This is a genomic window from Acinetobacter baylyi DSM 14961 = CIP 107474 (genome assembly GCF_000368685.1).
GTDB classification, from domain to species: Bacteria; Pseudomonadota; Gammaproteobacteria; order Pseudomonadales; family Moraxellaceae; genus Acinetobacter; species Acinetobacter baylyi.
The window spans coordinates 795,228-809,385 of record NZ_KB849628.1; the positions used below are offsets into that span (position 1 = coordinate 795,228).

A 14,158-nucleotide genomic window follows, 5' to 3' on the forward strand; every position below is an offset into this window, starting at 1 on the left:
GCTTTTGTTCGTCATCGCATAGATGATTTAGAAACTCATCGAAACATACATTGAGAAAAATCATTTGTTCGTCATCGCATAGATGATTTAGAAAAATCATCATCGACCGCAGTATTGAAGCGAAGCGTTCGTCATCGCATAGATGATTTAGAAAAGCCCTTCGTATATTTGAATAGTGCATTGGCTGTTCGTCATCGCATAGATGATTTAGAAAAAAAATACCCGCGCCCAAGTGATCCTGAAGAGTTCGTCATCGCATAGATGATTTAGAAAAACCATATAGAATTGTTAACTTTTGTAAATAAGTTCGTCATCGCATAGATGATTTAGAAAGATCAAAACAACAAGCGTACCAATGATGCCGAGTTCGTCATCGCATAGATGATTTAGAAAACAAGGGATGTATTGACCAGGTGTGAGCGCAAGTTCGTCATCGCATAGATGATTTAGAAAATTCTTGAGCCGCCTGCAGATTTGTTATGTCAGTTCGTCATCGCATAGATGATTTAGAAAATGGTTCGGGGTTGTAGCTGTACGCCCCAGATGTTCGTCATCGCATAGATGATTTAGAAAAAGAGCAAAAGGTAACTTGGATCTACCGCCACGTTCGTCATCGCATAGATGATTTAGAAACACGGAAATTGGAATGATGATTTCGACGGTAAGTTCGTCATCGCATAGATGATTTAGAAATTGTTGAGCAGCAGAACGGCCTTTTACCAACCGTTCGTCATCGCATAGATGATTTAGAAAAGATACCTCAGTCCAAGCTGCTGAATTTTATCGTTCGTCATCGCATAGATGATTTAGAAAAAGAGACAACAGGGCTTATTAAAGTAACTTGTGTTCGTCATCGCATAGATGATTTAGAAAAAGTTTTATTTAAGCCCAAAGCTAAAGATAGTGTTCGTCATCGCATAGATGATTTAGAAAGTTAGCTGCACAAGCTCTGGGACTTTAATAAAGTTCGTCATCGCATAGATGATTTAGAAAAATCGCTAACCAGTAGAACCCGCGTAGCAGCGGTTCGTCATCGCATAGATGATTTAGAAAAAGCGTTGCGAGCGCTCAAAAAGTGGCTGATCGTTCGTCATCGCATAGATGATTTAGAAAGTCTACCAAAGCGAAAGTATCATTTTCAATGAGTTCGTCATCGCATAGATGATTTAGAAATGTATCGGAGCTACGTCAGAAGGTCAAGCACAGTTCGTCATCGCATAGATGATTTAGAAAAGGTCGATTTATCATAAACATCGGGCACGATAGTTCGTCATCGCATAGATGATTTAGAAAGCCAGAAATTTTGACACTTGCGTTTAGCAATAGTTCGTCATCGCATAGATGATTTAGAAAAGATTGTCTCTAAATTTAACGCGTGGCTTTGTGTTCGTCATCGCATAGATGATTTAGAAAAAAGCCGAGCCCAACTTTTGACGCACAAAAAGGTTCGTCATCGCATAGATGATTTAGAAAGTCAGTGATTGCTTTCATTGCCGTAGCTACGTGTTCGTCATCGCATAGATGATTTAGAAAATCCGCGCCCAATTTGTCCCACCAATCTTTTTGTTCGTCATCGCATAGATGATTTAGAAAGATTCCATAGAACGTACCATTGACGCGCAACAGTTCGTCATCGCATAGATGATTTAGAAATGGATCTCTGCAGAAATCACATTGTCCAAATAGTTCGTCATCGCATAGATGATTTAGAAAAACAGGCGTTACTGAGCTATGTGTCGTTAAAAGTTCGTCATCGCATAGATGATTTAGAAAAAGCATGCCTTGATGCATACAACAAAATTGCCGTTCGTCATCGCATAGATGATTTAGAAATGCGAGTTCAAACTTCTTTAAAGATGCAACATGTTCGTCATCGCATAGATGATTTAGAAACGTGGAATCATAATCATAAGCTTCACCGACACGTTCGTCATCGCATAGATGATTTAGAAAGATCAGTGGCGCGTCTACAGTGAGCGAGTGGGGTTCGTCATCGCATAGATGATTTAGAAAATAATTGCAACAACAGCATAATATACATACCAGTTCGTCATCGCATAGATGATTTAGAAACTTACTTTCGCTTGCGCTTCGTTACGAATGCCGTTCGTCATCGCATAGATGATTTAGAAATCAACCAGGATCGGATAACCATCAATTCTAAAGTTCGTCATCGCATAGATGATTTAGAAAAACAGGCGTTACTGAGCTATGTGTCGTTAAAAGTTCGTCATCGCATAGATGATTTAGAAAAAGCATGCCTTGATGCATACAACAAAATTGCCGTTCGTCATCGCATAGATGATTTAGAAATGCGAGTTCAAACTTCTTTAAAGATGCAACATGTTCGTCATCGCATAGATGATTTAGAAACGTGGAATCATAATCATAAGCTTCACCGACACGTTCGTCATCGCATAGATGATTTAGAAAGATCAGTGGCGCGTCTACAGTGAGCGAGTGGGGTTCGTCATCGCATAGATGATTTAGAAAATAATTGCAACAACAGCATAATATACATACCAGTTCGTCATCGCATAGATGATTTAGAAACTTACTTTCGCTTGCGCTTCGTTACGAATGCCGTTCGTCATCGCATAGATGATTTAGAAATCAACCAGGATCGGATAACCATCAATTCTAAAGTTCGTCATCGCATAGATGATTTAGAAAAACAGGCGTTACTGAGCTATGTGTCGTTAAAAGTTCGTCATCGCATAGATGATTTAGAAAAAGCATGCCTTGATGCATACAACAAAATTGCCGTTCGTCATCGCATAGATGATTTAGAAACAAATGTAATCAGGATTAGTCGATTGCAGCGTGTTCGTCATCGCATAGATGATTTAGAAAAGATCGCCTGTGCGTAGGTCAACTGCACCATTGTTCGTCATCGCATAGATGATTTAGAAAAGCTGAACACGCCGTTTTTTAACTTCCGCCATGTTCGTCATCGCATAGATGATTTAGAAAATGCACCTGATCCTGCCCAATGAGGGATTTACATTCGTCATCGCATAGATGATTTAGAAATGATGGTGCAGGAACCACAGCAACATCAGTCAGTTCGTCATCGCATAGATGATTTAGAAAGATTGAAATACTATTAAGGCTGTTCGTAAAGCGTTCGTCATCGCATAGATGATTTAGAAAACACACGCTGCCAATTCTTCGTTAGAGTGTATGTTCGTCATCGCATAGATGATTTAGAAAAGCAGTAAAAGCCATGACCGTTAAGATCGCTCGTTCGTCATCGCATAGATGATTTAGAAATATTAAAAGCAACATCGATAAGATCTAGCTGTCCAAACTATCAAAAGTTGATTCAAAACTAACTTTACTTCAAATTTTTTTACAGACTCTGATCTTGTACTAAACTATTCATATATGCCACCGCAGCAGTACGGTTTTCGACACAAAGCTTTTCAAAAATATGTTCTAAATGTTTATTCACCGTTCTTGGGCTTAATTCCAAAATCTCGGCAATGTCTTTATTGGTTTTACCCAGTGCAAGCCAATGCGATACTTCGGCTTCACGTTGAGTCAATTGCGGGCAGTATTTTAAAATATCTTCTATACTCAATGCTGTACTGGAAATTTTGATTTGCACCAGATAATTTTTGGTCGTGCTTAAATCATCTTGCCAAGGGGTCAAAAGAATTAACTGAAGTTGCTGTGTCGAGGTAGAGTAAGTACAGCTCATACGTTTTTTATTGTCTTTGTCTTTTTTAATGTCTGCAAACCATTGCTTTAAGCCCAACTTAAAGCCCGATTGATCCTGTAAATACTGATTCAAAAATAGTGTGGCCTTATCGGTTTGCCAAGCCATTTCCCCTTGTATATCTAGTGCAATAATGGCGACTTCGGTTGCATCAATTACCTGTTTTTGCTGCTGTAGCAATTTGGCATGGGCCAGATGCGTTTTTACCCGTGCCAAAACTTCTTCGATATTCAGCGGTTTGGTCACATAATCCACCCCACCCACCTGAAAGCCTTTAACAATATGTTCAGTTTCTGAAAGACCCGTCATAAAGATGACTGGAATAAGCTGGGTGATCGGACTTGCTTTGAGTTGCAGGCAACTTTCAAAACCGTCCATATGTGGCATATTGCCATCGAGCAAGATCATATCTGGCAAGCAACGATGTGCGATCTCAATTGCACTTAATCCATCAGTAGTCACCAGTACCCGATAACCTGCCTGATCCAGACTTTCATGGAGTAATCCCAAGTTTTCAGGAACATCATCCACAATCAAGATAGCAGCCTGATCATGTGATATAGGTAAGTGAGTATGATGCGCGTCTTGACTCATGGAGCATCCTGAAGCAATTGTCTGGCATGTTTCAGATCGAATTTTTGCACAGATTGGCTCAATTGTCCCCATAGTTCTGCATATTCTGGAAAATCATGTTGATACTGCTGCAACGCTTGCTGAATTCCACGAATGTAGCCCTGCCCGATTAGTCGATCTAGCTCGACAAATGCCTGCTCGATGCTTTCATTTGGAGAAACATGAGGGCAATCTTGATATGAAACGACAGGTTGATGCAGCATTACACGATTTTGATCTGCTACAACTGAGGGATGAATCTGAGTGGGCTGTTGTACTTGATCTTGTCCAGAGTCACTGATCCATGATAATCCAAGTTTATCGCCAATCTTGCTCAGTAAAAGATTCAAATCAATCGGTTTAAGCATAAAATCTTCACTGAGCACAGCATCCTGTGGATTGCCTTCACGTTCATTTACATTGGCCGAAATAATCAGGATAGGTACGTTGGTAATATTGTTTTGACGCAGTAGATGCGCAGTTTCCCAACCGCCCATCATTGGCATATTTAAATCCATTAAGATCAGATCGGGCTGAAAAGCAGGCACCTGACGTAAACACTCAATCCCAGATTCTGCCTCTTTAAGCAAAAATCCAAGCGGTCGTAAAAAATTTGCCACAAGGCCACGATCTACGGCTTCATTGTCAACCACCAAAATTCGTTTCTGCTCGCCCTTATAGCCTGTAATCTGATTGGATTGTACATTTGTAATTGGGTGAACCACTGCTTTAGAAGGTAAATAGAGTTTGATTTTAAACTGTGACCCCTGATTTAATTCACTATTTACAGTGAGTTGACCACCCAATAAATCGACCAGCAATTTCACAATCGGCAAGCCGAGTCCTGTACCAGTAAAACCACCCTGCACGACATTGCTCCCCCGCTCGAATGGATTAAATATACGCTCCAAATCGTGATGGGCAATCCCGCAGCCCGTGTCATTAATTTCAAAATAGGCCGTCTGAAAACGATAGCCCACTTTGAAATAAATACTGCCTTTATTGGTAAATTTTAATGCATTGCCCAACAGGTTAATCAGGATCTGCTCTAAACGTTTTTGATCGGTACGTACATATTGCGGCAAATGCTCACTCACATCACAAATAAATTTAAGCCCCTTCTGCTCACTTTGAGGTTTAAACATCTGAATCATTTGTTCAATAAAATTTGGGAAATGCACATCCACCATATTTAGACTGATTTTACCCGTCTCGATACGTGAGAGATCAAGTAAACCGTCAATGAGTGAAGTAAGGTGTTGACCGCTTCGGCTAATCACGCCCAATGCTGTTTGCCCCTGCGCGGATAACTGTTCCTGCTTCTGTAAAAGCTGGCTATATCCTAAAATACTATTGAGCGGCGTTCTCAGCTCATGGCTAATTCCTACCACATAACGGCTTTTTGCTTCATTGGCTCGCTCTGCCAGTATTCGTGCATCCTGTAAATGCTGGGAGGTCTGTTCGTGTGCAGCAATTTCATCGATTAACAAACTGGTCTGCTGCTGCGTTTCCTGCTCTGCTTTGCGGCGGCTTTCATCATTAAGTACAAGCCACCACGCCGCCACACTGATGAGTAAAAACAAGATGGTGTAAATTTTTAAAAACAGCGTAAATAGTTGCTGAATGGCCTGTTCATTTACGGTTTCGAGATAAGTCTTTTCTTGCAAATAAACCAGACTTAAACATACTGCCAAAATAATACCGAGCGAAAGCATCAATAAAATATATTGACTCAAACGCGTATTCAGACGTCCAGCCCAGCGCTGTGGCAAATAGCGTTCGATCCATTGTTTGAGCTGTACAGACCAACGACCATGTGGCTTGCATAGATCATGGCATCGCGCTTCCAGCGAGCAGCATAATGAACAAATCGAATGCGTATAAGCAGGACAATACGCCATATCTGCCAGTTCATAGTCGCGCTCACACACCACACAGGTCGCGACATGTGTCGCCGCAATCTGCTCAGGCTGACGAGCAATATAGTACTTTCCTTTGGTGACATAAGCGATGACTGGCACGCAAAAAATCGCAGTTCCAAGTGCAATAAAGCTGGCCAGTCCTTTGGCGGTCACGCCTAAAAAACCCAAGTAGCTTAAAATGGATACGGCAGAAGCAATGAATAGAGCACCGACACCCACTGGATTAATGTCGTAGAGATAAGCACGCCTAAACTCGATTCCTTTGGGACTCAAACCTAGAGGCTTGCAGATGATCAGATCGGCGACCACTGCCCCAATCCATGCCAGTGCAATATTGCTGTATAAACCCAGAATGCGTTCGACCGCATGAATAATGCCCATCTCCATCAGTACAATGGCAATCATCACATTAAAAATTAACCACACAATACGCCCTGGGTGGCTATGGGTGAGACGGGCAAAAAAGTTTGACCACGCCAAAGAACCCGCGTAGGCATTGGTCACATTAATTTTGATTTGCGCCAGACACACCAGTGCCAATGTAAGTAGTAGTGCAATTTGCGGTGATGGAATAAATTGCTGATACGCAATCCAGTACAAATAAGTCGGGTTATCAATCTCACTAATAGGAACAAATGCTTGAAATGCCAGAAGCATCAGCAGCATGCCCATACAAACCTTAAGAAAGCCAGCAACAATCCAGGATGGCCCACCCAGAAATACAGCCAGATGCCATGTGGTTTTATTTTTTTCCTGTTGCGGCAAAAAACGTAAATAGTCGGCCTGCTCACCAATCTGAATGATAAATACAAAAATAAGTGTACAGGCTGCGCCAAAATAATACAGATTGAAGCCACTGGATTGCGAAATTGTTCCCACAAAATGAACGCTATCGGTGAGTAAATGTGGCTGCTTCCAGAGCACAAAAAACCACGGTAAAAGCAACAGCAATAACCATAGTGGCTGGGTCACAGCCTGTACTTTATTAATAAATCCAATGCCTTTGACCACCAGTGGCAAAATTACCAGTGCCGACAACAGATAACCGATACTCAGTGGAATATTGAGGGCCAGCTCCAAGGCCATTGCCATAATCGCAGCTTCAAAAGCCAGTAAAATAAAGGTAAAACTGGCATAAATCAGCGAGGTAATGGTTGAACCAATATATCCAAAACCTGCACCGCGAGTGAGTAAATCAACATCGACATTGTATTTGGCGGCGTAATAACTGATGGGCCAACTGGTGACAAAAATAATGCAGCACACCACAATGGCAGCAAGCATGGCATTGGTAAAACCATATTGCCATAGCATGGTGGCCCCAATCGCTTCCATCGCCAAAAAGCTTACCGTCGAAATGGCAGTATTGGTCACTGTCCAGGGCGACCATTTACGTACCGATTGCGGTGCATAGCGTAAAGCAAAATCTTCAATACTCTGATCTGCAACCCAGAGATTGTATTCACGGCGTGTCTTGATCACGCGTTGCGGTGCTTGCTGAGGCTTGGAGGTATTTGGCATAAACTGGCTTTTGGTGAATCAGAGGTAACCTGAACTGTCACTGTGCCAAAACTTAACGCAGATTGCTATCTTTAAGATGCATCACCACATACGCAAAATAACGTATTTTCTATTTGCCGCAAAAATAACAGACTGCTTGCATCAAGCAATGAACTATTGCAGTTATTGGGTTAGTGGGGAGATTTAGATTATGCGCGTATCAGAACACTCAAATATAGGCACAATCGATGACAGTGATGCAGATTCACGCAAGGCAGTGGATGAAACACTCGAAGATTATACCTTACGTTATGCACCACACAGTTTTCGTCGCTGGAGTCCGAAAGTTGTTGCGATTACAGCGTTGGGCGGGATTGCGTATCTGGCAGATTTTTCAATTGGTGCCAGTATTGGTATGACCTATGGTACGACCAATGCCATTTTTTCAATCTTATTTGCTGCCATTATTATCTTTTTAACGGGTATTCCACTGGCCTATTATGCAGCACGTTATAACATTGACCTTGATCTGATTACACGTGGAGCAGGTTTTGGATATATTGGCTCGGTACTCACCAGTATTATTTTCGCCAGTTTCACCTTTATCTTTTTTGCGCTAGAAGGCTCCATCATGGCGCAAGGCTTACTGCTCGGTTTGGGCATCCCACTCTGGCTAGGCTACATGATTTCGACCTTCATGGTGATTCCTTTGGTCATTTATGGCATGAAAGCCCTAAGTACCTTACAGGTGTGGACCACACCTATCTGGCTCATTCTAATGGTTGGCCCTGTAGCTTATCTCATCCATAAAGAACCCAATCTGGTGGGTCAATTTGCCACGTATACAGGTGCGGGAGGCTTTGCACCTATGGATATGGCAGCAATTATGCTGGGCGCAGGCGTATGTTTATCTTTAATTATGCAAATTGGTGAACAAATCGATTACCTGCGTTTTATGCCAGCCAAGACCAAAGAAAATAGTAAACAATGGTGGGCAGCAGTCATTTCTGCAGGACCAGGCTGGGTAATTTTAGGCGCAATCAAACAAATCATTGGTGCATTTCTGGGTTTTTATTTACTGACCAAAATTCCTGGCGTCAATTCGACAGAACCTGTGCAACAGTTTAATGCAGCATTTCATGACATGCTTCCAGGCTGGCTGGCATTGAGCTTGGCTGTGATTCTAGTGGTAATTTCACAAATCAAGATTAACGTGACCAATGCCTATTCAGGCTCATTGGCATGGACAAGTGCATATACTCGCATTACCAAGCATTACCCTGGACGTATTGTGTTTGTGATTGTCAATCTCGTGATTGCTCTTGCCTTGATGGAAGGCAATATGTTTGCAGTACTTGGCAAAATTCTGGGTTTCTATTCCAACTTTGCGATTGCCTGGGTGGTGGTGGTTGCAACGGATATTTCAATCAACAAATACTTACTTAAACTTTCACCAAAAGAGCCAGAATATCGTCGTGACATGCTACACAACATTAATCCTGTTGGCCTCATCTCATTCCTTGCAGCAGCAGGTCTCTCTATTGCAGCATTTTTTGGATTACTGGGTAGCTTCCTTGCATCCTACTCTCCACTAATTGCATTGATCGTCGCGTTTGTAATGACCCCTTTAATGGGTATTCTGACCAAGGGCAAATATTATATTAAACAATCACATGATGGGATTAATGAGCCACGCTATGATGCAGAAGGCACACCTGTAGCAACCGTGTATCAATGTTTGGTCTGTGAACAGGACTATGAGCGTCCAGATGTGATGTTCTCTCATAAACATAACGGCACCATCTGCTCATTATGTAAAACCATGGATAAATAGATTTTATTGAAGACAACTGAGCCGCGCTATACAGCGTGGCTCAGTTGTAGCAAGTGATTTGAAAAACAAGAAACTGGTCATTTTTATTTTTAACTGTATTGGCTTGCAATCTGGCCGAATACGATAAGCGCACAAAATTTATGTGATTACTGTAAAAAAACTGCTTTTCCAAAATAAAAATAATATATGCTTCACGCCTTATATGGTTTTTAAATGGAGATTTACCAATGTGGACCAAACCTGCTTTTGAAGATATCCGTCTTGGTTTTGAAATCACAATGTATGCTGCGGTTGAATAATCGGACAGTTTTCTGAAACATCCACATTTTTGTGGATGTTTTTCATTTTAACTCTTTATTTTTTAAACCGCTCATGTTGATAAAAATCTTAGGTTCTGCCGCAGGTGGTGGCTTCCCGCAATGGAATTGCAATTGTGAAAATTGTCTTGGTCTGAAGCAAGGTACAATTCAGGCCAAAGCCCGTACGCAATCATCAATTGCCATTAGTGACAACGGTAAGGACTGGATTTTATGTAATGCCTCTCCTGATATTGCTCAGCAGATTGCACATAATCCCGAACTACAAGCCCCATCTTCAATTCGACGTGGTACATCCATCGGCTCGATTATTTTAACTGATAGCCAGATTGACCATACCACAGGGCTGCTCAATTTGAGAGAAGGCTGTCCGCATCAAGTTTGGGCAACACCCGAGGTGCATGAAGACCTCAGCACAGGGTTTCCAATTTTCAATATGCTCAAGCACTGGAATGGTGGATTGGTTCATCATCCGATCGACATTCAGACATCTTTTCAGGTGGCTGTATGTGAAGCGATCCGTTTTACCCCAGTACCTATTTTAAGTAATGCCCCGCCCTATTCGCCTTATCGTCATCGCCCTTTACCTGGGCATAATATTGCGCTCTGGATTGAAGATACCCGCACAGGTCATTCCTTGTTTTATGCGCCAGGCTTAGGCCAGATGGATGACAGCATTTTGTCGTATATGCAACGTGCGGATTGCCTGCTGGTCGATGGAACCTTGTGGAAAGATCAAGAACTGGCATTATTGGGTGTAGGAAAAAACACAGGGCAAGATATGGGACATCTCGCATTGCAGGAAGAACGTGGGCTGATTCATTTACTCAGTCAATTTCCAAAACAGCGTAAAGTTCTCATTCATATCAACAATACCAATCCGATCTTAAACGAAGATTCTGTCGAACGTGCCACACTCAAGCAGCTTGAGATTGAGGTGAGTTATGATGGTATGCTGATTGAGGTTTAATATGACCACAACATTATTTTCTCCTGCGGAATTTGAACAAGCCCTGCGTGACAAAGGTCGCTACTATCATATTCATCATCCCTATCACATCATGATGAATGATGGGCATGCCACTAAGCAACAAATTCAGGGCTGGGTCGCCAACCGTTTTTATTATCAGGTCAATATCCCTTTAAAAGATGCGGCCATCATGGCCAATTGCCCAGATCCTGCGACACGCCGTAAATGGGTGCAACGTATTTTGGATCACGATGGTCAACATGACGACCATGGCGGAATTGAAGCATGGTTGCGTCTGGGTGAAGCCGTTGGCCTAGACCGTGAGACTATTTTGTCACAAAAGATGGTTTTGCCCAGTGTACGTTTTGCGGTAGATGCCTATGTCAATTTTGCCCGTCGTGCCTGCTGGCAAGAAGCTGCATGTAGTTCGCTTACCGAACTTTTTGCACCTGCCATCCATCAATCACGTCTGGATACTTGGCCTACACATTACCCATGGATTGATGCAGAAGGTTACGCCTATTTTAGAGGACGCTTGAGTCAGGCCAATCGTGACGTTGAGCATGGTTTGGAACTGGCACTTGAGTACTGCAATACCGTAGATCGCCAGCAGCGTATGTTGAATATTTTACAGTTCAAACTGGATATTTTGTGGACGATCCTTGATGGTATGAGCATGGCCTATGTGCTTGAGCGTGCACCATATCACACGGTTACTCAAGAAGCGGTTTGGCATCAAAAAGGATTATTAGGATGAGTGACTTATTGCATACCACGCCAGTATTTAATCGCGGTTATCGTTTTCAATGGGAACAAGCCCAGCAATCGTATGTGATTTTGTATCCTGAAGGTTTGGTACGTTTAAATGAAAGCGCAACGCTGATCTTAAAACAGATCGATGGCAAGCTTACTGTGCATGACATCATTCAGAATTTAAGTGCGCAATTTCCAGATGCGACAGGACTCGATCAGGACATCGTAGAGTTTTTAAAACAGGCCGAATCTCGGCAGTGGATTTGCTTGCAATGAACATTCCTGTTTCACTCCAGAGCAAGCCACCACTCTGGCTACTGGCAGAACTGACCTATCGCTGTCCATTACAATGTGCTTATTGTTCAAATCCTTTGGATTATGCCGCAGTCAAGCAAGAACTGAGTACCGATGAATGGAAAGATGTATTTCGTCAGGCACGAGCCATGGGAAGTGTACAACTTGGCTTTTCTGGTGGTGAACCATTACTACGTCAAGACTTATCTGAACTCATCAAATATGCACATGAATTAGGTTTTTATACCAATCTGATTACCTCAGGCATTGGTTTAACCGAACAGAAAATTGCCGAGTTCAGCGAAGCTGGTTTGGATCATATTCAGATCAGCTTTCAGGCCAGTGACCCTGCTTTAAGTGAAATTTTGTCTGGCTCGCGTAAAGCTTTTCAGCAAAAACAGGCTATGGCTTTAGCGGTCAAAAAACATCGCTATCCGATGGTACTAAACTTTGTAATTCACCGTTTTAATATCGAGCAGATTGATCAGATTATTGAACTCAGTCTTGAACTCAACGCAGATTATGTCGAATTGGCAACCTGCCAGTTTTATGGCTGGGCCAAACTCAATCAAGCTGCCTTACTTCCTACGCCTGAACAAATCAGTTATGCGCAAGCGCGCGTTCAGGCCTATCGTCAATATATCGATCAGCATCACCTCAAAACTAAATTACTCTTGGTGGCACCTGATTATTATCAGGAACGCCCTAAAAAATGTATTGGTGGCTGGGGACAGATTTTTATCACGGTGAGTCCAGATGGAACGGTTTTACCGTGTCAAAGTGCCAAAGACTTACCCTTGGAATTTCCAACGATTCAGGATCAATCGTTAAAGACGATCTGGAATGAGGCCTTTGCCTTCAATGCCTTTCGTGGTACAGACTGGATGCAGGAACCTTGTCGTTCTTGCCCAGACAAAGACAAAGATCTGGGTGGGTGTCGCTGTCAGGCATACATGTTGACCAAAAACATGTACGCCACAGACCCCGTGTGTAGTAAATCTCCTGTGCATCATCAGATTGTGGAAGCACGATTACAAACCCAGTGTTCAAAGCCTGATATCAGCGATCTAAAACTTCGTAATCCACAAAATTCTAAATTATTTTTTAAACGCGCATCAGATGCAGATAGCTTATTATGAAAAGCTTTGATGGACATAATGACTTACTGGCACGGCTTTGGTTAAGCGAACATCCTGATCCTGTCGGCATGTTCTTAAAGGGTCAATTGCCTGGACATCTGGATTTTGCACGTTGCCAACAGGCGCAATTTGCGGGCGGATTATTTGCAATCTTTGTACCGCCGTTCGACTATGTCAAAAACAACCATCCATATAAACTCCGCAAATCTGCACAAGCGGGTTTTGATACTCAAGACATACACCATATTGTTTTTACCCAGCTTGATTATATCAAACAGATTGCATCACGTTCAGATCGGCGTATCCAGATTTGTTTAAGTGTTGAAGATATCCAGTTCTGTTTACAGCAGGATATCATGGCGGTAGTGATTCATCTGGAAGGTGCCGAAGTCCTTGATTCAGAGTTTGGTGTACTTGAACAACTACATGCACGTGGCCTAAGGAGTATTGGCCCCTTATGGAATCTGCCCAATCAGTTTGGGCATGGTTTGCAAGCCAGTTTTCCACATTCGCCAGATACAGGGCTGGGTCTGACCGATCAGGGCAAGGCCTTAATTCAACTCTGTTCAGAAAAACGGATCATGATTGATGTATCACATATGAATGAAAAAGCCTTTTGGGATACAGCCAAGATAAGTGAGCTTCCACTGATTGCCACGCATTCCAATGTACATCAACTGTGTCCGCAGCCACGCAACCTGACCGATGCACAGCTTGAAGCCATTCAGGCCAGTCAAGGCTGTGTTGGGGTCAATTTTGATACAGCATTTTTACGCCCAGATGGGCAGCGTAATGCAGCGACTTCACTTGATTTAATTCTGGAACATATCGAATACCTGATGCACAAGCTAGGTGAAGATCAGGTTGCGTTTGGTTCAGATTTTGATGGTGGTTTTATTTCCGATCACCTAAAAGATGTTACAGGTCTGATTCATCTACAACAAGCATTTGAACGACGTGGCTATTCACAAGCACTGCAAGAAAAACTCTGTCATCAAAACTGGTTGAGTGCGCTACAGCGAGTTTGGCATCCAGCTTGCTAAATTTTGGCAAAAAAAAGACGGCCGTCAATACCGTCTTTGAAAAGATAACAAAC

Annotated in this window: 9 protein-coding genes and 1 CRISPR repeat array; of the genes, 7 read left to right on the top strand and 2 right to left on the bottom strand. The window is 42.4% G+C overall.

The window, feature by feature from the left end:
- The first annotated feature begins 6 nt into the window (after nt 1–6).
- A CRISPR array of direct repeats spans nt 7–3,273; the repeat unit is 28 nt; unit sequence GTTCGTCATCGCATAGATGATTTAGAAA.
- A 79-nt stretch (nt 3,274–3,352) separates the two neighbouring features.
- Together F952_RS13100 and F952_RS13105 are read right to left on the bottom strand one after the other, a co-directional pair.
- Nucleotides 3,353–4,315 carry a response regulator transcription factor gene (locus F952_RS13100; protein ID WP_004928503.1) on the bottom strand — a complete coding sequence of 321 codons (963 nt, stop codon included), beginning with the start codon at nt 4,313–4,315 and terminating at the stop codon, nt 3,353–3,355.
- Nucleotides 4,312–7,776 carry a hybrid sensor histidine kinase/response regulator gene (locus tag F952_RS13105; RefSeq protein ID WP_004928507.1) on the bottom strand — a complete coding sequence of 1,155 codons (3,465 nt, stop codon included), beginning with the start codon at nt 7,774–7,776 and terminating at the stop codon, nt 4,312–4,314. The genes F952_RS13100 and F952_RS13105 overlap by 4 nt, the downstream gene beginning before the upstream one ends.
- A gap of 190 nt (nt 7,777–7,966) precedes the next feature.
- On the opposite strand from F952_RS13105, the gene F952_RS13110 reads away from it, so the two are divergent.
- From F952_RS13110 to F952_RS13135, 7 genes are all read left to right on the top strand, one after another.
- Nucleotides 7,967–9,589 (top strand): purine-cytosine permease family protein, encoded by a 1,623-nt coding sequence (locus F952_RS13110; protein WP_004928514.1) that lies wholly within the window; start codon nt 7,967–7,969, stop codon nt 9,587–9,589.
- Between the two features lie 227 nt (nt 9,590–9,816).
- Nucleotides 9,817–9,888, top strand: coding sequence for a pyrroloquinoline quinone precursor peptide PqqA (pqqA, locus tag F952_RS17190; RefSeq protein ID WP_011182532.1), 72 nt, complete (start codon nt 9,817–9,819; stop codon nt 9,886–9,888).
- A 73-nt stretch (nt 9,889–9,961) separates the two neighbouring features.
- The gene (gene pqqB / locus F952_RS13115; RefSeq protein WP_004928517.1) at nt 9,962–10,876 is read left to right on the top strand and encodes a pyrroloquinoline quinone biosynthesis protein PqqB; all 915 of its coding nucleotides are present in this window, start codon (nt 9,962–9,964) and stop codon (nt 10,874–10,876) included.
- Nucleotides 10,866–11,633, top strand: coding sequence for a pyrroloquinoline-quinone synthase PqqC (pqqC, locus tag F952_RS13120; RefSeq protein WP_011182533.1), 768 nt, complete (start codon nt 10,866–10,868; stop codon nt 11,631–11,633). Before pqqB ends, pqqC begins: the two co-directional genes overlap by 11 nt.
- Nucleotides 11,630–11,905 carry a pyrroloquinoline quinone biosynthesis peptide chaperone PqqD gene (gene pqqD, locus F952_RS13125; protein WP_004928524.1) on the top strand — a complete coding sequence of 92 codons (276 nt, stop codon included), beginning with the start codon at nt 11,630–11,632 and terminating at the stop codon, nt 11,903–11,905. The genes pqqC and pqqD overlap by 4 nt, the downstream gene beginning before the upstream one ends.
- Nucleotides 11,902–13,062, top strand: a complete 1,161-nt coding sequence (gene pqqE, locus F952_RS13130) for a pyrroloquinoline quinone biosynthesis protein PqqE (protein WP_004928529.1) — start codon at nt 11,902–11,904, stop codon at nt 13,060–13,062. Before pqqD ends, pqqE begins: the two co-directional genes overlap by 4 nt.
- Nucleotides 13,059–14,105, top strand: coding sequence for a dipeptidase (locus F952_RS13135; RefSeq protein WP_004928533.1), 1,047 nt, complete (start codon nt 13,059–13,061; stop codon nt 14,103–14,105). The genes pqqE and F952_RS13135 overlap by 4 nt, the downstream gene beginning before the upstream one ends.
- The last annotated feature ends 53 nt before the right edge of the window (nt 14,106–14,158 follow it).